General features: G+C 52.2%; 21 protein-coding genes and 1 tRNA gene. 18 read left to right on the top strand and 4 right to left on the bottom strand.

The window, feature by feature from the left end; genetic code table 11:
* The first annotated feature begins 1 nt into the window (after position 1).
* Positions 2–976 carry a thiamine-phosphate kinase gene (thiL, locus tag COO92_RS05505; protein ID WP_101300524.1) on the top strand — a complete coding sequence of 325 codons (975 nt, stop codon included), beginning with the start codon at positions 2–4 and terminating at the stop codon, positions 974–976.
* Positions 977–1,004: 28 nt separating this feature from the next.
* On the opposite strand, the gene COO92_RS05500 is transcribed toward thiL, so the two are convergent.
* Positions 1,005–1,454 (bottom strand): outer membrane protein assembly factor BamE, encoded by a 450-nt coding sequence (locus COO92_RS05500; protein WP_022732269.1) that lies wholly within the window; start codon positions 1,452–1,454, stop codon positions 1,005–1,007.
* 164 nt (positions 1,455–1,618) lie between these two features.
* On the opposite strand from COO92_RS05500, the gene COO92_RS05495 reads away from it, so the two are divergent.
* The 7 genes from COO92_RS05495 to COO92_RS05465 all read left to right on the top strand — a co-directional run bounded on the left by COO92_RS05495 (position 1,619) and on the right by COO92_RS05465 (position 6,181).
* The gene (locus COO92_RS05495) at positions 1,619–2,167 is read left to right on the top strand and encodes a ubiquinol-cytochrome C chaperone family protein (RefSeq protein WP_101300948.1); all 549 of its coding nucleotides are present in this window, start codon (positions 1,619–1,621) and stop codon (positions 2,165–2,167) included.
* A gap of 19 nt (positions 2,168–2,186) precedes the next feature.
* Complete coding sequence (locus COO92_RS05490) at positions 2,187–2,765, top strand: YceD family protein (protein WP_101300522.1); 579 nt, start codon at positions 2,187–2,189, stop codon at positions 2,763–2,765.
* A gap of 255 nt (positions 2,766–3,020) precedes the next feature.
* Positions 3,021–4,091, top strand: a complete 1,071-nt coding sequence (gene plsX / locus COO92_RS05485) for a phosphate acyltransferase PlsX (RefSeq protein ID WP_051145985.1) — start codon at positions 3,021–3,023, stop codon at positions 4,089–4,091.
* Positions 4,092–4,132: 41 nt separating this feature from the next.
* On the top strand, positions 4,133–5,104 hold the full coding sequence (locus COO92_RS05480) for a beta-ketoacyl-ACP synthase III (RefSeq protein ID WP_101300521.1): 972 nt from the start codon (positions 4,133–4,135) through the stop codon (positions 5,102–5,104).
* Positions 5,105–5,263: 159 nt separating this feature from the next.
* Positions 5,264–5,554 (top strand): integration host factor subunit alpha, encoded by a 291-nt coding sequence (locus COO92_RS05475; protein ID WP_101300519.1) that lies wholly within the window; start codon positions 5,264–5,266, stop codon positions 5,552–5,554.
* A gap of 11 nt (positions 5,555–5,565) precedes the next feature.
* On the top strand, positions 5,566–6,036 hold the full coding sequence (locus tag COO92_RS05470) for a MerR family transcriptional regulator (RefSeq protein ID WP_101300518.1): 471 nt from the start codon (positions 5,566–5,568) through the stop codon (positions 6,034–6,036).
* A gap of 68 nt (positions 6,037–6,104) precedes the next feature.
* Positions 6,105–6,181 (top strand) — tRNA-Pro (locus COO92_RS05465).
* 29 nt (positions 6,182–6,210) lie between these two features.
* Here the strand turns inward: COO92_RS05465 and COO92_RS05460 are convergent.
* The gene (locus COO92_RS05460) at positions 6,211–6,801 is read right to left on the bottom strand and encodes a histidine phosphatase family protein (protein WP_165792283.1); all 591 of its coding nucleotides are present in this window, start codon (positions 6,799–6,801) and stop codon (positions 6,211–6,213) included.
* Between the two features lie 189 nt (positions 6,802–6,990).
* On the bottom strand, positions 6,991–7,236 hold the full coding sequence (locus tag COO92_RS05455) for a hypothetical protein (RefSeq protein WP_022732262.1): 246 nt from the start codon (positions 7,234–7,236) through the stop codon (positions 6,991–6,993).
* Between the two features lie 89 nt (positions 7,237–7,325).
* On the opposite strand from COO92_RS05455, the gene cutA reads away from it, so the two are divergent.
* Together cutA and COO92_RS05445 are read left to right on the top strand one after the other, a co-directional pair.
* Entirely contained in the window at positions 7,326–7,682 is a 357-nt protein-coding gene (cutA, locus tag COO92_RS05450) for a divalent-cation tolerance protein CutA (RefSeq protein ID WP_101300516.1), read from the top strand.
* 63 nt (positions 7,683–7,745) lie between these two features.
* On the top strand, positions 7,746–8,309 hold the full coding sequence (locus COO92_RS05445) for a septation protein A (protein ID WP_101300515.1): 564 nt from the start codon (positions 7,746–7,748) through the stop codon (positions 8,307–8,309).
* A 90-nt stretch (positions 8,310–8,399) separates the two neighbouring features.
* Here COO92_RS05445 and COO92_RS05440 read toward each other — a convergent pair whose 3' ends face one another.
* Positions 8,400–9,608, bottom strand: a complete 1,209-nt coding sequence (locus COO92_RS05440; protein WP_101300513.1) for a bifunctional 2-C-methyl-D-erythritol 4-phosphate cytidylyltransferase/2-C-methyl-D-erythritol 2,4-cyclodiphosphate synthase — start codon at positions 9,606–9,608, stop codon at positions 8,400–8,402.
* A gap of 123 nt (positions 9,609–9,731) precedes the next feature.
* Here COO92_RS05440 and COO92_RS05435 point away from each other — a divergent pair, with 123 nt between their 5' ends.
* From COO92_RS05435 to COO92_RS05400, 8 genes are all read left to right on the top strand, one after another.
* The gene (locus COO92_RS05435; RefSeq protein WP_022732258.1) at positions 9,732–10,541 is read left to right on the top strand and encodes a cytochrome C assembly family protein; all 810 of its coding nucleotides are present in this window, start codon (positions 9,732–9,734) and stop codon (positions 10,539–10,541) included.
* A 205-nt stretch (positions 10,542–10,746) separates the two neighbouring features.
* A complete protein-coding gene (gene dusB / locus COO92_RS05430) occupies positions 10,747–11,757 on the top strand; it encodes a tRNA dihydrouridine synthase DusB (protein ID WP_101300512.1) in 1,011 nt (336 codons plus the stop codon).
* A 49-nt stretch (positions 11,758–11,806) separates the two neighbouring features.
* Positions 11,807–12,952 (top strand): two-component system sensor histidine kinase NtrB, encoded by a 1,146-nt coding sequence (locus tag COO92_RS05425; RefSeq protein WP_022732256.1) that lies wholly within the window; start codon positions 11,807–11,809, stop codon positions 12,950–12,952.
* Positions 12,949–14,397 carry a nitrogen regulation protein NR(I) gene (gene ntrC / locus COO92_RS05420; protein ID WP_022732255.1) on the top strand — a complete coding sequence of 483 codons (1,449 nt, stop codon included), beginning with the start codon at positions 12,949–12,951 and terminating at the stop codon, positions 14,395–14,397. The genes COO92_RS05425 and ntrC overlap by 4 nt, the downstream gene beginning before the upstream one ends.
* Positions 14,394–16,658 (top strand): sensor histidine kinase NtrY-like, encoded by a 2,265-nt coding sequence (locus tag COO92_RS05415; RefSeq protein ID WP_101300511.1) that lies wholly within the window; start codon positions 14,394–14,396, stop codon positions 16,656–16,658. The genes ntrC and COO92_RS05415 overlap by 4 nt, the downstream gene beginning before the upstream one ends.
* Positions 16,659–16,716: 58 nt before the next feature.
* Positions 16,717–18,090 carry a nitrogen assimilation response regulator NtrX gene (gene ntrX / locus COO92_RS05410; RefSeq protein WP_101300509.1) on the top strand — a complete coding sequence of 458 codons (1,374 nt, stop codon included), beginning with the start codon at positions 16,717–16,719 and terminating at the stop codon, positions 18,088–18,090.
* Between the two features lie 84 nt (positions 18,091–18,174).
* Positions 18,175–19,554, top strand: a complete 1,380-nt coding sequence (trkA, locus tag COO92_RS05405) for a Trk system potassium transporter TrkA (RefSeq protein WP_022732252.1) — start codon at positions 18,175–18,177, stop codon at positions 19,552–19,554.
* Between the two features lie 63 nt (positions 19,555–19,617).
* Positions 19,618–20,304 (top strand): HAD family hydrolase, encoded by a 687-nt coding sequence (locus tag COO92_RS05400; protein ID WP_101300507.1) that lies wholly within the window; start codon positions 19,618–19,620, stop codon positions 20,302–20,304.
* Positions 20,305–20,306 lie beyond the last annotated feature (2 nt).

The following is a 20,306-nucleotide window of genomic DNA, read 5'->3' as shown; positions in this document are numbered from 1 at the left end:
TATGGCAGCGCGGTCAGGGGAATTTGATCTGATCGCGCGCCATTTTGCGCCTATTGCACAGCGTGACCCTGCGGCATTGTCGCTTAAAGATGATGCCGCGGTCTTTACACCGCCAACCGGCTGTGAAGTTGTCGTCACCACCGACGCGTTGGTTTCCGACGTCCATTTCCGCAATCTTGATGCCCCTGAGTTGATCGCCAAGAAGGTTCTGCGCGTGAACCTTTCTGATCTGGCGGCAATGGGCGCGACCCCGCTTGGCGTTGTTCTGACGGCAGGATATGGCCCGGATGTGTCCGAAGACTGGATAGAACGCTTCGCCAAAGGGTTTGGCGAAGATTGTGCGGCCTATTCGGTTGCGTTGATGGGCGGCGATACGGTCGGAACGCCCGGTCCAACATTTTTCAGTCTGACGGCATTCGGCTATATCGCGACGGGCAGGGCTCTGCGACGCGATCAGGCGCGGCCCGGTGACCTTTTGGCCGTTACCGGCACGTTGGGTGACGCGGCGATTGGTTTGTCTGTCCTGGCGGGTGACTGTAATGACCTTGATGACGCGGCGCGGGATCACTTAAAAGACCGCTATTGGTTGCCTCGTCCACGCATTGATATCGCGAAATCCTGCATTTCATTGGGAAAACGGTTTGCTGCGATGGATATATCGGATGGATTGGCGGGGGATTGTCGCAAGATTTGTGCAGCATCAAACGTTGGCATGACGATTGATCGAATGAAAATCCCGCTGTCAAATGCGGCTGCGCAAGCCGTTGAGCATGATGAACACCGATGGCAGAACGTTTTGGCAGGTGGCGATGACTATGAGTTGCTGATCGCGGGCGCGCCAGATTACGTGGCCGCATTGGGTGATCAGGTGACAGTTATCGGCACGGTTACCGACAAGGTTGGGCAAGTCGAATTGATCGGACCAGATGGCAAAATGGCCGAACTCGCACCGGGCGGGTTCGACCATTTTCGATAAAGCCTGAATATTTTATCAGGATGCTGTTCTATTTGCCTTCGCTGAAACGACCAAGGTTGCCAAACAGCTGTTGCAGAATGGTCATTTCACGACCTTCGGTCGGCGTGACCCGATCCGACGGAATAACTGGTTTGCCGTCTTCAAGATCATATTCGCTGAGGATGTCGACACGGTTTGCCTTGTCAAAGCTGATCAGGACAACTTTTTGCTCAACGGTTTCGGGGGCAAAAAAAGCGACGGTTTCCGTCCTGCGCGAAATATAAAGCCATACATTTTCGTCAAACGCGGCGACGGTGGATGGAGAGCCCAAAATATCGGTGACATCGCCCTTGGTCGATTCTCCGATTGTGATCTGTTCAAGCATTTCTGGTTCCGGCGCGTTACCGCGCGACGCGACCCGGGGACTGCAAGCCGATACATACAGGACGGCCAGTCCTGCCAGCATCATCAGGGGAATGCGTGTAGTTTTATTGTGCATGAAGCTCACCAGAGCGACCCTCTTATTGAAACCAAACCGGAATTGCCTTGAGTTTCTGCGCGATGCGCATGATATTGCCGGGCAATGTTTGGGGCAGAGTCGCCCCTGAAGATTTACGGCATTCTGCGTGCCACGACAGGAATGTCAACGAAGGAGTGTTACTGTTGTTTGGATGGCTTAAGAAAAAAGACCGCAACCAGTCGGCTGCGTTCGATCTTTACACCGCAATGGTCACCCAGGCGCGCCAGCCCGTATTCTATTCAAAGCTGGGCGTTGCCGACACGCTGGAGGGCAGATTTGACCTTATTCTGGTCCATGCCTTCATCCTGTTTCGCCGCTTGAAAACCGAAAATGGTGACAAGGATCTGGCGCAGAAGGTATTTGACGTGATGTTTGCTGATCTTGATCAAAACATGCGTGAAATGGGCATTGGCGACGTTGGAATTTTAAAGCGCATTCGTAAAATGTCGGAATCCTACCACGGTCGGATCGTTGCATATGAAGAAGGTGTGCAAAGTGGTGCTGCCGAACTTGCCGCTGCCTTGAGCCGCAATCTTTATGCCGATACCGAAGTCCGTGACGAACAACTGATGGCATTGGTTGGCTATGTGCATGACGCACTGACCATGCTTGAAAAACAGCCAATCTCAGAAATACAAAACGGCGATGTGCGTTTCCCGGCTGTGCCGGTGCCCGCCGTAACCGCAAACTAATTGAAAAAAGAGTCCACCCATGTCTAAAAAATATACCCCGGAATTTTCCCGCATCGTCAACACCGAAGAACAGGTCAGTAAAAAAGAGAAAATCATCCTTGAAGCTAGCGCACAGGAACGTGCGGCCTTGGCCAAGCGGTTTGAATTGGTCTCGATTGACAGCCTGACGGCTGAACTGACAATCATTGCGGCATCAAATGGCGAAGTAACGGTGCGCGGCCCAATGCATGCGCAGATCGTACAGAGCTGTGTGACGACACTTGAGCCTGTGCCTGAAATGGTTGAAGACGAGGTCAAAGTACTGTTTTCACCGCACGTTTCAGAAGAAGACATGCCGTCAAACCCTGATGACCTTGAAGACCTGTCGGAAGATGAACTGATGGCGCTTCTTGATCAGCCAGAACCGCTTGTTGATGGCAAAATTGATGTGGGTGAGGTCGTTTCGCAATTTTTGGCCGTCGCAATGAACCCGTATCCGCGCAAAGATGGCGCAGAACTTCCTGACGCTGCTTTGATCGAAGAAGAAGCTGATGAAGAACGCCCGAACCCGTTTGCCAAGCTTGCTGGTCTAAAAGAACAGCTTGAAAAGAAGAAGTAAGCCGGTTTCGGCTTGAAAAGTTGACGCGATGTGTCAGGTGGGATGCCGGTCTTTACCGGCATTTCACTTTTATGGAATACAGTGCGGGTCGGTTACGCTGGTAAGGTTGGTTCGGTTCGTGTGCTTTACCTTGTATCTGGTCGAGAATTCCGGTAATTACGGGCGTTCCGGCCAATAGATGACAGGTGACGGTCCAAAGGGCCACCTGCCGGAATATCCGGTTCAGATGTTTTAGAACAACCATAAGAGAAGACGTTGCCTGAACAGGTTTGCATATCACTTGACGCGATGGGAGGAGACCACGCGCCAGAGATGGTCGTAGCTGGTGCGGAGATCGCACTTAAGAGGCTCCCTCATCTCAAGTTTTTGATGTTTGGCGATGAAGCGCGACTTACGCCGCTGCTTGCCAAATACCCAGCATTGAAAGCGGTGAGCGAGGTTCGCCACGCTTCGCAAGAAGTCACGATGGACGACAAGCCTTCTGTCGCGCTGCGTCAACGCCGTGACTCCAGCATGCGTCTGGCGATCAATGCGGTCAAAGACGGTAGCGCACAGGGTGTCATATCGGCCGGGAATACCGGTGCGTTGATGGCGATGGCAAAATTCGTTCTGAAAACCGTGCGCGGTATCGATCGTCCCGCCATTGCGACATATATGCCAACTCAGCGTGGCGAAACCGTCATGCTTGATCTTGGTGCCAACATTGAATGTGATGAAAACAATCTGGTGCAGTTCGCCCTGATGGGGGAAGTATTTACCCGCATTCTGTTTGGCCTTGAAAAACCGTCGGTTGGCTTGCTTAACGTTGGCATAGAAGAGCTCAAAGGCAACGAATCGGTCAAGAAGGCTGCGGTGATCCTGCGCGAAATTGATTTGCCGATCCGCTTTGCTGGTTTTGTTGAGGGCGATGATCTTGCAAAAGGTACGGTCGATGTGATCGTCACCGATGGTTTTACCGGCAACGTTGCCCTTAAAACCGCAGAAGGCACAGCACGACTTCTTGTGCATTTCCTGCGTGAAACCTTCAAAAGTTCATTCTTTGCCAAACTTGGCTATCTTCTTGCGCGTCGTTCGCTTCAGCGTTTTCGCGACCGTATGGATCCGCGCCGCTACAACGGTGCGATGTTGCTTGGCCTTAATGGTATCGCTGTTAAAAGCCATGGCGGCACGGATGCTCTTGGGTTCTCAAATGCGATTGGCGTTTGCCATGATCTGATTGTGAATAATCTCAATGACAGCATCAAAAATGAACTTGCTGCCTTTGAACAGGCCATGTCGGGTAAAACAGTAGAAGAAATTGCTGTTTCTGCCGGTCAGGCCGACTGATAAATTCAACAAAATACTAGAAAACTGGCGGTCTTCACATCATGACAGTTCGTTCTCGCATTATTGGTTGCGGCTCCTACCTTCCTGCAAATGTCGTAACCAATGACGAGTTGGCAAAGCGCGTCGATACATCCGATGAATGGATTGTTGCGCGTACAGGTATTCGTCAACGTCACATTGCAGCCGAAGACCAGACCACCAGTGATCTGGCGGTTGAGGCGGCAAAAAAGGCGATGGAACATGCCGGCGTTACGGCTGCTGATATCGATCTGATTATTGTTGCGACTGCGACACCTGATAATACATTCCCGGCGACCGCGACCAAGGTTCAACATCGTCTTGGTGTGACCGGCTTTGCCTTTGACGTCCAGGCGGTATGTTCTGGCTTCATCTATGGCTTGACGACAGCTGATATGTATATCCGTAACGGTCAGGCCAAAACCGCCCTTGTGATTGGTGCCGAAACATTTTCGCGTATCCTTGACTGGGAAGACCGCCGGACCTGTGTGTTGTTTGGTGACGGGGCAGGGGCTGTTGTCGTTCAGGGATTTGAAGGTACCGGAACGCTCGAAGATCAGGGCATCCATGCCAGCCGTTTGCATTCAGACGGCAGCAAGTATGAACTTCTTTATGTTGACGGTGGTCCATCTGCGACCCAGACCGTCGGGCATCTGCGGATGGAAGGCAAAGAAGTCTTTCGTCATGCCGTAACCAATTTGGCCGGTGTGATTCGTGAAGTTCTTGCTGATACCGGGCTTGAAGCCGCTGACATTGACTGGCTGGTTCCCCATCAGGCGAACCGTCGCATCCTTGACAGCACGGCCAAGAAATTCGGAATTTCGCCAGACAAGGTTGTGGTGACTGTTGATCGTCACGCCAATACATCGGCGGCGTCGATTCCCCTGGCATTGGCAGAAGCCGTGCATGACGGACGCATTAAACGCGGCGATATCGTTATTCTTGAAGCGATGGGTGGTGGTTTTACCTGGGGCGCATCGCTCGTTCGCTGGTAAAATGACGGCAGTTATCTTTGCTGTTAGGCAGAAAAGAACGCCATTTCCTTAAAAATCACAACATTCCGCCATAAAGCAGTGTATCCTGTTGATATTGACTGATTTCGCCACCAGATATAGCCTTGTGTATATAGTCCCGAAATAAGGAGGCGGCCTGTTATGTCGGAAACAACGATTACCCGTGCGGATCTCGCTGAAGCCGTTTACCAGGAAGTAGGTCTGTCGCGGAACGAGTCCGCCCAGCTACTTGAAACTGTTCTTGATGAAATTTCGACCGCGCTGATCAAAGACGAAGTGGTGAAGATTTCCTCGTTTGGAAGCTTCTCTGTACGTCAGAAAGGCCAGCGTATCGGACGGAATCCTAAAACGGGTGACGAAGTGCCCATCTTGCCGCGGAAGGTTCTTGTGTTCCGACCGTCGCAGGTGCTGAAAGCCCGCATTAACGCTTAAGAAAAGAAGTCATGAAAACGAACTTGGGGGCTGCGGCGGGACCATCCCGCCGGACAGCAAAGTCTGATTCTGCCTTTCGCACAATTAGCGAGGCAGCAAAAGAACTTGGTCTTCAACAGCATGTGCTGCGGTTTTGGGAATCCAAGTTTCCTCAGATCCAGCCAATGAAACGGGCTGGCGGGCGGCGCTATTATCGTCCGGAGGATATCGAATTCCTCGCCAGTATTCGGACACTGTTGCATGATCAGGGTTTCACCATCAAAGGTGTCCAGAAGCTGCTTGATCAGAACAAGGGCAAACTCCCCGGTGAAATCACGGTAAATGCCAGTGATGTTGATCAGGGGGCTGTTGCTGGTTTTGCGTCAAGTGTTTCAAGCAATACCGGCTTGAATAAAGCTGCGGTTGAGACGGTTCTTGGTGAATTACAGGAACTGCAGGACATCCTTCGTGCCAGCTTGCGGGACATCAAAAAAAATCCATAAAAACCATTTGCGTCTTTGGCGCCGCGCGGCTATTTATCGAGCCGCGCTAAAGAGCGCAAACATACGGTCGGAGCGTGGCGCAGCCTGGTAGCGCACCTGCATGGGGTGCAGGGGGTCGGAGGTTCGAATCCTCTCGCTCCGACCAATTATTTCCCCTTACAGATAAATCCCACATCAAATGCCTTGTAATGCGTCAGGCATCAGGCGCCCGACAGTTGTGATGTCACCATTATCCGTGACACGGATCAGAATGATTTCGCCAGACTGTGGGTAAATCCCGGTCAGAGCTGTGATATTCACCTGATGGGTAACCATTAAGGCCGTCATGCCGGTCGGAAGACTGCCAAGGCGTTCAATCGTCTGATTGGTTTGGCTGTTTTGCATACCACGGTCTGAGAAAAACGAATTAAGTGCTGGTTCTTCCTGAACTGGCCCCAGATCAAGCAGTGCTGCGGTTTCAAGGCACCGACACCACTGACTGCTCAGCACGATATCAATCGCAACGCCCTGCGCGCGGATAAGCGTCCCTGTAGTGCGTGCCTGACTTTTTCCGGTGTCATCAAGATTACGCTGGGTGCTGCAATCGCCCAATTTAAATTGGGCGGGGTCACCGGTTCCCGGCGCAATTGCATGGCGCATCAAGGCATGAACGCCCGGTTCGGCCAATATTTCCCATGGGTCTTGTGGGGATGATTGCGCATTGGCAGGTATACGTCCGAGCGTTAGTGCAACACAGACAGATACTATTGTGAGGATGGATCGCATGACACTTCACCTTCGTTGGTGACAAGGAGGTGTCCTTGATACCCGGTGACCTGTCATACGGATCAGTTTATCTGCTTTGTCGCACGTGAGCAGGATCGTCAGATCACAGGTTTTGCGCAACGACTTGCCAGCAAGCAGACCGTCCTGCGCATTCTAAAATGCCCTATGCCCTATGCCAAAGGGCCACGCCTATGCATTGGTCGTAGAAACACGGCGACCTTCGTCGGTCAGTTTGCAGATCAGCCAATCGGGCTTGATCGGATTGTCGAACCAGGGGGCCGCCCAGCCATGATCAATGCAGCTTTGGACTGTTTTATCGCTGATCTGTTTGCCATTTTTGTCAAACAGTGGCAGTTTTCCGCCCGGTTGGCTCAGGCCCCGACGTAGCCATTCAAGCTGAACATCGGTTGGTTTTGAATGTTTTTTACCCGTCATCGGTACTCCCTGCACCGTTATGGTATCAGTGATATATTCAACATTGGATGCCATCAGTGTGGCGGATAATCAACTTTGGAGCAATCGCAATGACAGCAGATCACTTTCAGCCAAGCGAAATGTCATTTTTGTATGTCACCGTTCCGGATATGGACATGGCGCGTGTGATTGCGGGCGGTGCCATTGGTGAAAAATTGGCCGCATGCGCAAACGTGTTGCCCCAAATGACGGCTATTTACGAATGGGATGGGGATGTCGAAGAGGAAAGCGAACTTATTGTGATCCTTAAAACCGCAAAATCAACCGCATCTGCTCTGGCAAAATGGATCGAAGACAATCACCCGTATGAGGTGCCTTGTATTCTTGAAATACCGCTTGGACGGGGGAACCACGACTATGTCAGCTGGTTGCAAAAGCAGATGGGATCAAGATCACGGTTGATGTGATTGCATCGCAGCGATTTGCCCCCTAGGATGGCGCAAATTTAATCCATTAGGTGACGTGTTTTAATGAACCAGCTTACTAAAATGGCCCTTGAAATGGGGCCCTTGATTTTATTCTTTGCTGCCAATGCGACAACCAATCTGATGACGGCAACGGCTGTGTTTGTTGCGGCCACCATTGTCGCCCTTAGCGTATCTTATATCATCGCGCGCACCATCCCGATTATGCCACTTATTGGTGGTGCTTTCGTGATCGTGTTTGGTGGATTGACCCTTTATCTTGATGACGATCTGTTTATCAAAATCAAACCGACGATTGTGAACCTGTTGTTTGCGGCAATCCTGTTTGGCGGCCTGATGGCCGGAAAGCTTTTTCTCAAGCTGGTTTTGGAAAGTGCGTTCAAGGCAACCGATGAAGGTTGGCGTATTCTGACGTGGCGTTGGGCGATCTTTTTCGTTGTTCTGGCGGTGATCAACGAAGTGGTCTGGCGCAACTTTTCGACCGACACATGGGTTGCGTTCAAGGTCTGGGGCATCATGCCGCTCACCATGGTCTTTGGCATGGCGCAAGTGCCGGTGCTGATGAAGTATCAGCTGCCAGAAGAAGAGGGCGGCCCAGCGGCTTCCTGATCGACCGGACATAAAAATAGACGAAGGGGCAGGATATAAATCCTGCCCCTTCGTTCTTCAGCGAAAGGCGCTACGCGCGAACCCGGATGATTATGTGATCGGGAGTGCGATGCTGGCCGCAGCCTGTGCTGCGATGCCTTCTTCGCGACCGGTAAAGCCAAGTTTTTCGGTGGTGGTGGCTTTGACATTGACCCGGTCGATATCAATCGCAAGGATTTCTGCGACTTTCTGGCGCATCGCGTTTGTATGCGGTCCGATTTTAGGCCGTTCGCAAATCAACGTCAGATCGACATTCACAATCCTGCCGCCGCGTTGACGGACAAGGTCTGCGGCATGCTTAAGAAAGATATCGGACGCCGCACCTTCCCATTTCATATCGCTGGGAGGGAAATGCTGGCCAATATCGCCTGCACCAATCGCACCAAGGATCGCATCGGTCAGGGTATGCAGTCCAACATCGGCATCGGAATGACCCTCAAGGCGGGCGGTATGCGGCACTTTGACGCCACACAGGATGCAATGGTCGCCCGGTGCAAACCGATGCACGTCAAAGCCGGTTCCCGCACGATATTCTTCCTGTGGCATTGCCGTATCTTCCATTTTTTTCATTTCAGTGGGGGCGATCCAGTTTTGTGCCCGGCCAAAATCATCGCGCAGGGTGATCTTGTCATTCGCTGTTGCACCTTCGACGCAGACCACGTCCAGACCAAGTTGCTCGAGAAGGGACGCGTCATCGGTCTGTTCTTGACCCTCGAACTGCGAATGGGCATCCAAAATGGTCTTGAAGATAAACCCTTGCGGGGTCTGGGCACGGTGAAGGCTATCGCGCGAAATGGTGCGCAAAATGATGTTGTTTTCATTTGTTTGCTTGATGGTGTCCGCGACGGGCAGGGTGGGTATGGCCCCGGCATGGGTTTTTAAGGCATGAAGAACCCGCGAAATAACCGCATCGGAAATTCCCGGCCGGGCGGCATCATGGATCAAAACAACATCAGGCGATTTGCCCGCCAGTGCCCGTAAACCATTTAAAACGGATTGCTGGCGGGTTTCGCCACCGTTAACCGGCATTGGGATATCGGCCTTGCAGGCAACGTCGGACATGGCATCCTCATACCAATCCTGATGGACTGGATTATAGACGATTTGAATAAGGTCTGCGGATGTATGACCGACAAAGCAATCAACGCAATGAGCCAGCAGGCTTTTGCCGCCAAGTTGGTGATATTGTTTTGGTAATGGGTCACCAAATCTGCTACCGCTGCCCGCAGCAACGATGACAACCCCGATTTTTTGGGTCATAAATATTATGCCGTCGCTTGTCTGAATTGCGCCGCAGGCTATCTTTATGCGGAGAATTTGCCAAGTCGGCATTTTGCCTATCGAGATCTTTCGATCAAGACAAACGGATCAACGGACCTTCCTATGCTGGCTGCATACATTCATATCTTGGCGTTGTTACCGCTGACCGCGCAGATTTTGCGTCAGGAGCCGCGTCGCGACATATGGCTGTATGGATCGATTTTCCTGGCCGCGATCGGGACAATGGTTTTGCTTGGGGTGACCGGTGAAGAAGTGCAGTCACGCGGATTTGCCGCAGCCCTGCACTGGTCCGAGCTTACCGTTATTGTGATATTCGGCGGATTGGTGATTTGCAAGGGGCCGCAACAGGTTTGGCGACTGGCGGGCTATATCGGCGGGTATTTGTTGCTGTTTGCGGTGTTGGCGGCTGTTTTCAGTGTGTTGTTGTATCGACATGAGCCGGCAACTGTTCACGGTCCGGCTTTATATTCTGGCTGGCTGTGGGCGCATATCGGCAGCTCGCTTGTGACCTATGCCCTTGTGACCTTGGCTGCGATTGCAGCAATGGCCTATGTTGTGCAGGAACATGCTCTCAAACATCGAAAACCGACACGGTGGAGCCGTCGCTTGCCACCGCTTCGCGATAGTGAATACATGTTGGTTGGCTTTTTGAAATGGTCGGCATGGGTGTTGGTGATCGGCATTGTATCGGGCTTTGCGCTTCGTTATGTCGAAGGCAGCCCCATTTGGTCGATTGACCATAAAATGCTTTTGACCCTTCTGGGTTTTGCCACCATCTGTACGCTTATTTTTATTCATGAAAAGTCTACCTTGCGCGGTAGAATGGCTGTGCGCTTTGTTCTTGGGGCTTGGTTGCTGCTGACGCTGGCATTTCCGGGCGTTCGGTTTGTTACCGGTTATATCGTCGGCTGATCAGTGCGTAATTGCTGATCAGTGTGCGGTGCGATATGTCTTCGCCTTAAGTCGACAGCCCCTTAAAACATCCCCTGTTTTCAGTATATTCCTGATCGTTTACGTGCTTTCGCACAACGTTATTTCAGATGATACGCTTAGAGTTGTTGCAACTGGGGGCCAGTTTTATTAATCTGCCCAAGTTTTAGGCAATCGGAATTCCTTCATGTCATTGCAGATTGGTTCTGTACACGTGCCAGAGAATGTCATTCTGGCACCCATGTCAGGTGTGACTGACCTTCCATTTCGACAGCAGGTCCGCCAGTTTGGCGGTCACCTTGTTGTGTCTGAAATGATTGCGTCAGACGCCATGATTCGCATCCAGCGCCACGATAAGGAAGTGCGCAAGATGCATGGAGATTGTGCAGCCGAAAGCCCGCTTTCCGTTCAACTGGCCGGGACCGAGCCCGAAGAAATGGCGCAAGCCGCCAAGATGAATGAAGCACGCGGTGCCATCATCATTGATATCAACATGGGCTGCCCGGCAAAGAAAGTGACCAAGGGATACGCGGGTTCGGCCTTGATGCGCGATGAATGCCTTGCAGCTGATATCATCAAGGCCACCGTGGATGCGGTGTCTGTTCCGGTGACGCTTAAAATGCGGTTGGGCTGGGACGATGATTGCCGGAATGCACCGGCTCTTGCCAAAATTGCCGAAGACCTCGGCATTGCGATGCTAACCATTCATGGTCGTACTCGGTGCCAGTTTTACAAAGGCGACGCGGATTGGGACGCTATTTCGCTGGTCAAGGATGCAGTTTCCATTCCCGTGATCGGCAATGGGGACGTTAACAGCGAAGAAGACGCTGCTGAACTTTTGAAACGCTCAGGGGCCGATGGTGTCATGATTGGACGCGGTGCGCAGGGGCGGCCTTGGTTCCTTGAACAAGTTTCACATTATTTGAAAACAGGCGAGAAGCTGGCTGCACCATCACTGGCAGTCCAGCTTGAAACCATCCTGCGTCACTATGACGCGATGATTGCCCATCATGGTCGTCAGGGTGTCCGGATCGCGCGCAAACATCTGGCCTGGTATTGCAATAGCCTTCGCAACGCGACGGAATTTCGGCGTGTTGTCAATGTATTGGATGATCCAGATAAGGTGAAAGATCAAATCCGCGCTTTCTACGAGCCGCTGGTAGAAAACGAAATCAAACTCGATCGGCAAGTAGCCTGATCGTATTATAACAATAAAATGACGATGAAAATCGTTGGGGAAGAATTGAATGAGACTGGGATTTGGAAAAGGCAACGGGGTTGACCCGACGGGCGTACTTAACGCCATTGCGAGCGCCGTCGTCGTTGCCAACCGGGATGGTAATATCCGTTTTGTCAATCAGGCGACGGAACAGCTGTTTAACACCAGTGCAAGTGTTCTGTGCCGCACCAATCTGACGGACTATATTCCCGGTGACAGCCCGGTTTTTTCTTTGATCAGGCAGGCAATTGATGGCGCTACTTTGGTTGCAGACCACAATCTGATGATCGAAAGCCCGAAAATCGGTAAGCACACGGTCAATCTGACCGTCGGTTCGATGCCAGATGAAAGTGATTGTGCTGTTCTGACATTTGAACCACGCTCTATCGCGCAAAAAATTGACAATCAGCTGCTGAGCCGAAATTCTGCCCGCTCTGTCAGTGCCATGGCGGCCATCCTTGCCCATGAAATCAAAAACCCGCTTTCGGGTATTCGTGGCGCTGCACAACTGCTTGAACAGACAAGCAATGAGGATGACCGGGTTTTGACGCGTCTGATTTGCGATGAAGCCGACCGGATTGTTGACCTTGTCGACCGGATGGAGATTTTCTCTGACAAGCCGCTCGAACGTGGGGCTGTGAATATTCATACGGTTCTTGAGCACGTGCGTCGCCTGGCTGAAAATGGTTTTGGTAAACATCTGGTTTTCGAAGAGGTATATGATCCATCCTTGCCGCCGGTGTTTGGCAACCGCGATCAGCTCATTCAGGTGTTTCTCAATCTTTTGAAAAATGCTGGTGAGGCGGTCGATGCCGACGATGGTACGATCATCATTTCTACCCGCTATCAACACGGTGTCCGTCTTGCGGTTGCGGGTGCGGATGCGCGGGTGCATTTGCCGCTTGTCGTGTCGGTCCGCGACAATGGTCCGGGGATTTCGCCAGATATGCGCGAAAGCCTGTTTGACCCATTTGTGACAACAAAACCAACTGGTACGGGGCTTGGCCTTGCACTGGTGGCGAAAATTATTAATGACCATGGCGGCGTGATTGAGGTCAAGGATGTGCCGGGGGGCGGCGCTGAATTCCAGATCATGCTGCCGATATATAACCGTGCGCTGGCCGAAGATGTCGACGAGGGGGAAACAATGAAGAACAGGGGTGAAACCGTATGACCACGCGCCCGGCAAGAATTCTTGTAGCCGATGATGATCGTGCGATCCGTACAGTACTGACACAGGCGTTGTCCCGTCAGGGGCATGAAGTCCGCAGCACCGGCCATGGCCGCACACTTTGGGACTGGATTGCCGATGGGGATGGCGATCTAGTAATCACGGATGTGATGATGCCTGATGAAAACGGGCTGGATATGGTTCCGCGTATTCGCAAACTGCGCCCGGATCTGCGCGTGATTGTTATGAGCGCACAAAACACGCTTATGACTGCGGTTAAAGCTGCCCAGCGTGGTGCGTTTGAATACCTTCCAAAGCCATTTGATCTCAATGAGTTGATAAGTATTGTTGATCGGGCACTCGAAACGCCGCAGCAAGACGAAAAACGTGCTGCCACGGATGAAGAAGGCGATGATCGCCTGCCGTTGATCGGCCGTTCGGCTGCAATGCAGGAAATTTATCGTGCGCTGGCGCGCTTGATGAATACCGACCTTACGGTGATGGTGACTGGCGAAAGCGGGACGGGTAAAGAACTTGTTGCACGTGCCTTACATGAATATGGCGGGCGCCGTCATGGACCGTTTGTGGCGATTAACATGGCGGCAATTCCGCGCGAATTGATCGAAAGCGAACTGTTTGGGCACGAAAAGGGCGCCTTTACCGGTGCCAACGAACGCAAGGTTGGTCGGTTTGAACAGGCCGAGGGTGGAACACTGTTCCTTGATGAAATCGGTGACATGCCGCTTGAAGCCCAGACCAGACTTTTGCGCGTTTTGCAGGAAGGCGAGTATACCCGTGTGGGTGGTCGCACACCGATCCGGGTTAATGTGCGCATTGTTGCGGCAACCCACCGTGATTTGCGCAAATTGATCCGCGAAGGCACCTTCCGCGAAGATTTGTTCTATCGCCTGAACGTTGTACCTATCCGTTTGCCGTCCTTGCGCGAACGTCTGGAAGACATCCCGGAACTGGTTAATCACTTCCTGATGCAAGCCAGCGAAGAGGGACTACCGCGTAAAACCCTGTCATCAGACGCGATGGCACGGCTTAAGGCGCATCGCTGGCCGGGTAACATTCGCGAACTGGAGAATATGGTTCGCCGTCTTACCGCGCTTTATTCGCACGACGTGATCGGCGTTGATGTGATCGAGACCGAGTTTTCCGAAAACAGCCTCAATGATGCAGCACCAAGTACCGAACCACAGTCGCTATCGGAATCTATCGAACGCCATGTGCGTGAATACTTTGACGCCCATGATGAAGACTTGCCGTCTGCTGGCTTGTATGATCGCATCTTGCGCGAAATGGAACGTCCGCTTTTGAATATCACCCTTGAAGCGACCCGTGGAAATCAGGTCAAGGCGGCAGAAGTTCTTGGGTTAAACCGAAATACCTTGCGTAAGAAAATTCGTGATCTTGGGCTGGAAGTCGTCAGAGGCACGAAATGAATAATACCGACCGTTCGATCTCCAACCGGTTTTTACGGTCGGGCTTTGTACGGTTTCTGGGGCGGTTGGGCCAATCGCGCAGGTTTGCGTTTGGCTTGGTCGCAGCTGCACTCATATCAGTAACGGCAACCTATCTTGCGATGACGGGAACGGCGCCATTCCAGCCCGACCCGCGCCTGATCCTGTTGCTGTTGAATGCCGATTTGGTGTTGGTGTTGCTGCTGGCAACACTGGTGGCCCGGAAACTGGTGCAGATTTGGGTCGAACGTCGGCGTGGTGTTGCGGGCGCAAAGCTTCACACTCGTATGGTCCTGATGTTTTCGCTTGTGGCGGTGACGCCGGCGATTGTGGTTGCCGTCTTTTCGGCCTTGTTCCTGCATTTCGGGATTCAGGGCTGGTTTAGTGACCGGATCAGAACGGCGGTCGAAGAAAGCATGGTGATTGCGGATGCTTACCTTAAAGAGCATCAGGAATTGATCCGTGCCGACGTACTGGCAACGACCAACGATCTTCAACGGTTTGGTGTGAATTTCTCGACCAATGCGGATCGAATTTCTGACATTCTAACCGATCAGGCGCTGGCGCGTGGGTTGCCGGAGGTCTTGATGATTGACGGTTCCGGGCAGATTATTGCCCAGTCCGATTACAGTTTTTCAAATGATTTCGAATTAAAAAATATCCCACCGGAAGTTTTTGACGACGCACGGATCAAGGATGTGGTTCTGATGATCGGGTCGTCTGACAACCGGATCCGGGCATTGGCAAAAATCCCAAGCTTTGTAGATGCATATTTGCTGGTCGGCCGGTTTGTCGATCCGAATGTTCTTGATCGTATCGATAAGGCGCGCCGTGCTGTTGATGCCTATGAAAGTCTTGAAGGCGAACGATCAGGGATTGTCATCACCTTTGTGATGATCTTTGTGTTGATCTCGGTTGTGTTGTTGCTGGCCGCGGTGACGCTTGGTCTTATGGTTGCCACCCGATTGGTGCAACCGGTGTCCCAGTTGATCATTGCTGCTGAACGTGTGCGCGATGGTGACTTGACCTACCGTGTGCCACTCGACGGGCAGGGCGACGAACTCGAAGCGTTGTCGCGTGCCTTTAACCGAATGACCGCGCAGCTTGATACGCAACGCAATGAGTTGGTCGCTGCAAACCGGCTAAATGATGAACGACGACGCTTTACCGAAGCGATCCTTGGCGGGGTGACTGCGGGTGTGATTGGCCTAGACCCTGAAAGCAATATCGAACTGCCGAACCGCAGTGCATCCGATTTGCTGGGCGTGGATCTCGAAGATTATCTGGGGCAGAAACTAAGCACTGTTATCCCCGAGTTTGAGCCGTTATTTGGCGATCTGACCCGTGATGGCGATCGCAGCAAGCCGCGCCAGATCGAAATTCGCCGAAATGGCGTCAATTTGACACTTCTGGCACGTGTTACCGCAGAATGGGCCGACGATGGTGCTGTTTTCGGTTACGTCGTCACATTCGATGATGTCACTGAGTTGCAAACTGCCCAGAGAATGGCTGCCTGGGCCGATGTTGCACGCCGTATCGCCCATGAGATCAAAAATCCGCTTACCCCGATCCAGCTTTCGGCTGAACGGCTTAAGCGGCGTTACCTCAAGCAGATTGGCGACGACAAGGAAGTCTTCCAGACCTGTACCGACACGATCATTCGTCAAGTATCTGACATTGGCCGTATGGTTGACGAGTTTTCCAGTTTCGCTCGGATGCCAACGCCCAAAATGCGTTCAGAGAAAATAACCGATCTTGTTAAGAGCGCTATTTTCCTTCAAAAACAGGCGCACACAAAGATTACGTATGACTTTGATTCGAACGCGTTTCGCGATCTGAAAATCTCATGTGATTCACGGCAGGTGAACCAATGCCTGACAAATACGCTGAAGAACGCGGCTGAGGCAATTGATGGTCGCGATGGCGATGGCGGTGATCTGCCACCGGGGCGGATCGAAGTATCAATCACGCAATCAGATGAAACAAAACGTGTGTTTGTTGCGGTTTCCGATAATGGCCGTGGGCTTCCGGTTGAACATCGTGAACGTCTCACCGAACCGTATGTAACGACCCGTGCCAAGGGAACCGGACTTGGATTGGCGATCGTCAAGAAAATCATGGAAGATCATGGTGGAGAACTGATACTGTCTGACGGTGTTGAAGCGGGGGCAACGGTTACGCTTTCCTTCCCGCTGGTTGTTGATCTTGCAACGGACGATCCAGCGGACGACACACATTCCTAAGGCAGTTGATCCAATTGCCTGCCTTACAATGAAAACAGAAAATTGATTTGGTCACGATATGGCGCACGACATTCTGATTGTCGATGATGAACAAGATATCCGGGCACTTATTTCCGGTATTTTGGAAGACGAGGGCTATACCACACGACAAGCGGGTTCGAGTCAGGAAGCGCTGTCGCAGGTTTCTGCGCGCCGCCCCAGTCTGGTTGTGCTCGATATCTGGATGGATCAGAGCGACCATGACGGTATTGAGACGCTTAAGCTGATCAAACGTGAACACAGCGAAGTGCCTGTTGTGATGATTTCAGGCCACGGCAACATTGAAACCGCACTCGAAGCATCGCGTAGCGGTGCCTATGACTTCATTGAGAAGCCGTTTAATACGGATCGTCTGTTGCTGGTTGTCGAGCGCGCCATTGATGATGCGCGTCTTCGCCGTGAAAACCGTGAACTCACCCTTAAAGCTGGCGGTGATAACGAACTGATTGGCAAGTCTTCTGCGGTTAATAATTTGCGTCAGGCGGCCGAACGTGTTGCCAGAACGGGCAGTCGTGTCCTGATCAATGGACCGGCAGGGTCGGGCAAGGAAGTTATTGCCCGGCTTATCCATAAGAAGTCGGCACGGTCAGAAGCCCCGTTTGTCGTATTGAACTGCGCAAATATCTCGCCTGAAACGATGGAAGAATCCCTGTTTGGTGCGGAGGCGTCATCAGATCGCGACGCGCGTACCGGGGTTCTTGAACTGGCGCATGGCGGCACGCTTTTGCTTGATGAAGTGGCTGATATGCCCTTGGAAACGCAAGGAAAAATTGTTCGTGTTTTGCAAGATCAGACGTTTGAACGTGTCGGTGGTGCGCTTCCGGTAAGTGTCGATGTCCGTGTGATTGCGACAACCGCGCGTGATCTTGAAGCCCGTATTGCCGAGCAAACATTCCGTCAGGATCTTTATTATCGCTTGAACGTGGTGCCGCTTGAGGTGCCATCACTTCAGCAACGTCGCGATGATATCCCCGAACTCGCCGAACGGTTTCTGGTACGCTATGCCGAGGCGACCGGGCTTCCCCAACGTAAGCTGTCGCCAGAAGCCATGGCGACCCTTCACGCTTACGATTGGCCAGGGAATGTCCGGCAGCTTCGCAACGTCATTGAACGTTTGATGATCATGGCGCCGGACGACAATACAACCGATATCATCACGGGCAAGATGCTGCCGTCTGAGCTGTTTTCGGACATGCCAACATCGCTAAGTTTTGACAAAACCAGTGAAATCATGGCATTGCCGCTGCGCGAAGCACGCGAGATGTTCGAAAAAGAATATCTGCAGACACAGATCGACCGGTTTGCGGGCAACATTTCCAAAACAGCGGCCTTTGTCGGGATGGAACGTTCCGCGTTGCATCGCAAGCTTAAAAGCCTAGGTGTTGGCGGCTGATTATCAGCCTGTTGATATCAGTGTTAGGATAACTCTGATTACCAGTCGCGACATCGCAGGCTGCTGTGAACGGGAGAATACACGATGAAGGTCATCATTTGCGGGGCCGGGCAGGTGGGTTTCCACATTGCCAAATATCTGTCTGCAGAAAACAATGATGTAACCGTGATCGACCAGTCCGAAGAACTGGTCCGGAAAATTTCGGACACGCTAGAGGTCAAAGGCATCATCGGGTTTGGCTCTCACCCTGATATTCTCCAGCAGGCAGGCGCAGAAGAAGCCGACATGCTGATTGCGGTGACCTTTGCTGACGAAGTCAACATGACTGCCTGTCAGGTCGCTCATTCGCTGTTCAACGTACCGACCAAGATCGCCCGTATCCGAAGCCAAACCTATTTGCAGCCGGAATGGGCCAGTTTGTTTGGCCGTGAAAAGTTGCCAATTGATGTGGTGATTTCTCCGGAAATGGAAGTGGCCCGTGCCGTTGCGCGCCGTCTGCAGGCGCCCGGGGCGTTCGATATGATCCCGTTTGCCGATGACAAGGTCAAAATCCTTGGCCTGCGGTGTAGCGAAGACTGCCCGGTGATCAATACGCCACTGCGTCAGCTTCATCAGCTGTTCCCGGATTTGAATATTTCGATCCTTGGTATGATCCGCAATGACAAGCCGGTCTATCCCAAGGGCGATGATCAAATGCTGGCCGGTGACCTTGTGTATCTTGCGGTGTCAAGCGATCAGGTGGATCGGGCAATGTCCGCATTCGGGCACGAAGACCCCGAAGCACGCCGTATTGTCATCTTTGGCGGGGGGAACATCGCGCTGTTCCTAGCCGAAGAAATCAACAAGAACTTCCCGGGCGTGACCACACGCCTTGTCGAGGCCGACGCCGAGCGCGCGCGCTATGTCGCCCAAAAGTTGCCAAAGAAAAGCGTGGTTTTGCACGGAGACGTGCTTGATCCAGAATTGCTTGAAGAAGCAAACGTCGGCAATGCCGAGGCCGTGGTTGCGCTTACCAACGATGACGAAACCAACATTCTGGCATCTTTGCTCGCAAAGCGGTATGGCTGCCCGCGTGCTCTGACGCTGATTAATAAAAGCACCTATAACTCGCTGGTGTCTGAACTGGGCGTTGATGTGGTCATCAGCCCGCGCATGACGACAGTGTCGACGATCCTGCATCATGTGCGCCGTGGGCGTATCCGTGCGGTTCATAGCCTGTCAGAAGGCTTTGGTGAGGTGCTTGAGGCAGAGGCACTTGAAACAGCACCGATTGTCGGTAAGGCAATTAAGGATATTGCCATGCCAGCCAGTGTGGTGTTTGGCGCAATCTTGCGAAATGGTGAAGTTGTCATGCCGCGTGCCAATACCGTGATCGAAGCGAACGATCGCATTGTTGTCTTTGCCGGGTCTGAGCAGATCAAAAAGGTCGAGAAAATGTTTGCTGTACGTCTCGAATACTTCTGATCTGCGTCGGGCTTTCTATAATCCTCATACAAATAATATCCACCCAAGCCACCGGATTTCGTTATGTCTGACCAATTGCCTCATCGACCAAATGCCGTCCTGTTTGACTGGGATAATACCCTTGTTGACAGTTGGGGTACCATTCAGGCAGCCCTGAACATGACATTTGAAGAGTTCGACAAACCCAAATGGTCGCTTGATGAAACCAAGCAACGGGTTGCCCGATCACTTCGTGATAGTTTCCCTGTTTTGTTTGGCGAAGATCGCTGGGAAGCTGCCAAGGATAGTTTTTACGCACATTTTCGCAGCATTCACCTTGAAACGTTGACACCTTTGACCGGTGCCTATGATCTTTTGTGTGCGCTGCGTGAAAACGGGACATACATCGGTGTCGTCAGCAATAAGAACGGTGACTTTTTGCGCAAAGAGGCCGAACATCTTGGCTGGACCACGTTTTTTAGTCAAATTGTCGGGGCGACAGATGCCGCTAATGATAAACCTGCCGCCGACCCTGTGCATATGGCAATGGGCGACTCTTCGGCGCCGCAATATGAGAATCTCTGGTTTGTAGGCGATAGTGTTGTCGATATTCAATGCGCGCGCAACGTCGGGGCAACTGCAATCCTGATTGGGGATGAAATTACCGGACACAGTGATGCGCAGAATTCCGCGAATCTCGACCCTGATTGGCATTTCGCTGATTGCGAAGCGCTTGTAAGGGTTGTAAAAACCTTTACGAAAGTCTTATAGTT

Source organism: Thalassospira lohafexi (genome assembly GCF_002844275.1).
Classification (GTDB): domain Bacteria; phylum Pseudomonadota; class Alphaproteobacteria; order Rhodospirillales; family Thalassospiraceae; genus Thalassospira; species Thalassospira lohafexi.
This window is presented reverse-complemented; position numbering and strand designations above follow the sequence as displayed.

Coding starts and splice junctions, on each gene's coding strand:
- thiL (WP_101300524.1), top strand. CDS start 2: ATGGCAGCGCGGTCAGGGGAATTTGATCTGATCGCGCGCCATTTTGCG.
- COO92_RS05500 (WP_022732269.1), bottom strand. CDS start 1,454: ATGCACAATAAAACTACACGCATTCCCCTGATGATGCTGGCAGGACTG.
- COO92_RS05490 (WP_101300522.1), top strand. CDS start 2,187: ATGTCTAAAAAATATACCCCGGAATTTTCCCGCATCGTCAACACCGAA.
- COO92_RS05480 (WP_101300521.1), top strand. CDS start 4,133: ATGACAGTTCGTTCTCGCATTATTGGTTGCGGCTCCTACCTTCCTGCA.
- COO92_RS05475 (WP_101300519.1), top strand. CDS start 5,264: ATGTCGGAAACAACGATTACCCGTGCGGATCTCGCTGAAGCCGTTTAC.
- COO92_RS05470 (WP_101300518.1), top strand. CDS start 5,566: ATGAAAACGAACTTGGGGGCTGCGGCGGGACCATCCCGCCGGACAGCA.
- COO92_RS05460 (WP_165792283.1), bottom strand. CDS start 6,801: ATGCGATCCATCCTCACAATAGTATCTGTCTGTGTTGCACTAACGCTC.
- COO92_RS05455 (WP_022732262.1), bottom strand. CDS start 7,236: ATGACGGGTAAAAAACATTCAAAACCAACCGATGTTCAGCTTGAATGG.
- cutA (WP_101300516.1), top strand. CDS start 7,326: ATGACAGCAGATCACTTTCAGCCAAGCGAAATGTCATTTTTGTATGTC.
- COO92_RS05445 (WP_101300515.1), top strand. CDS start 7,746: ATGAACCAGCTTACTAAAATGGCCCTTGAAATGGGGCCCTTGATTTTA.
- COO92_RS05440 (WP_101300513.1), bottom strand. CDS start 9,608: ATGACCCAAAAAATCGGGGTTGTCATCGTTGCTGCGGGCAGCGGTAGC.
- COO92_RS05435 (WP_022732258.1), top strand. CDS start 9,732: ATGCTGGCTGCATACATTCATATCTTGGCGTTGTTACCGCTGACCGCG.
- dusB (WP_101300512.1), top strand. CDS start 10,747: ATGTCATTGCAGATTGGTTCTGTACACGTGCCAGAGAATGTCATTCTG.
- COO92_RS05425 (WP_022732256.1), top strand. CDS start 11,807: ATGAGACTGGGATTTGGAAAAGGCAACGGGGTTGACCCGACGGGCGTA.
- ntrC (WP_022732255.1), top strand. CDS start 12,949: ATGACCACGCGCCCGGCAAGAATTCTTGTAGCCGATGATGATCGTGCG.
- COO92_RS05415 (WP_101300511.1), top strand. CDS start 14,394: ATGAATAATACCGACCGTTCGATCTCCAACCGGTTTTTACGGTCGGGC.
- ntrX (WP_101300509.1), top strand. CDS start 16,717: ATGGCGCACGACATTCTGATTGTCGATGATGAACAAGATATCCGGGCA.
- trkA (WP_022732252.1), top strand. CDS start 18,175: ATGAAGGTCATCATTTGCGGGGCCGGGCAGGTGGGTTTCCACATTGCC.
- COO92_RS05400 (WP_101300507.1), top strand. CDS start 19,618: ATGTCTGACCAATTGCCTCATCGACCAAATGCCGTCCTGTTTGACTGG.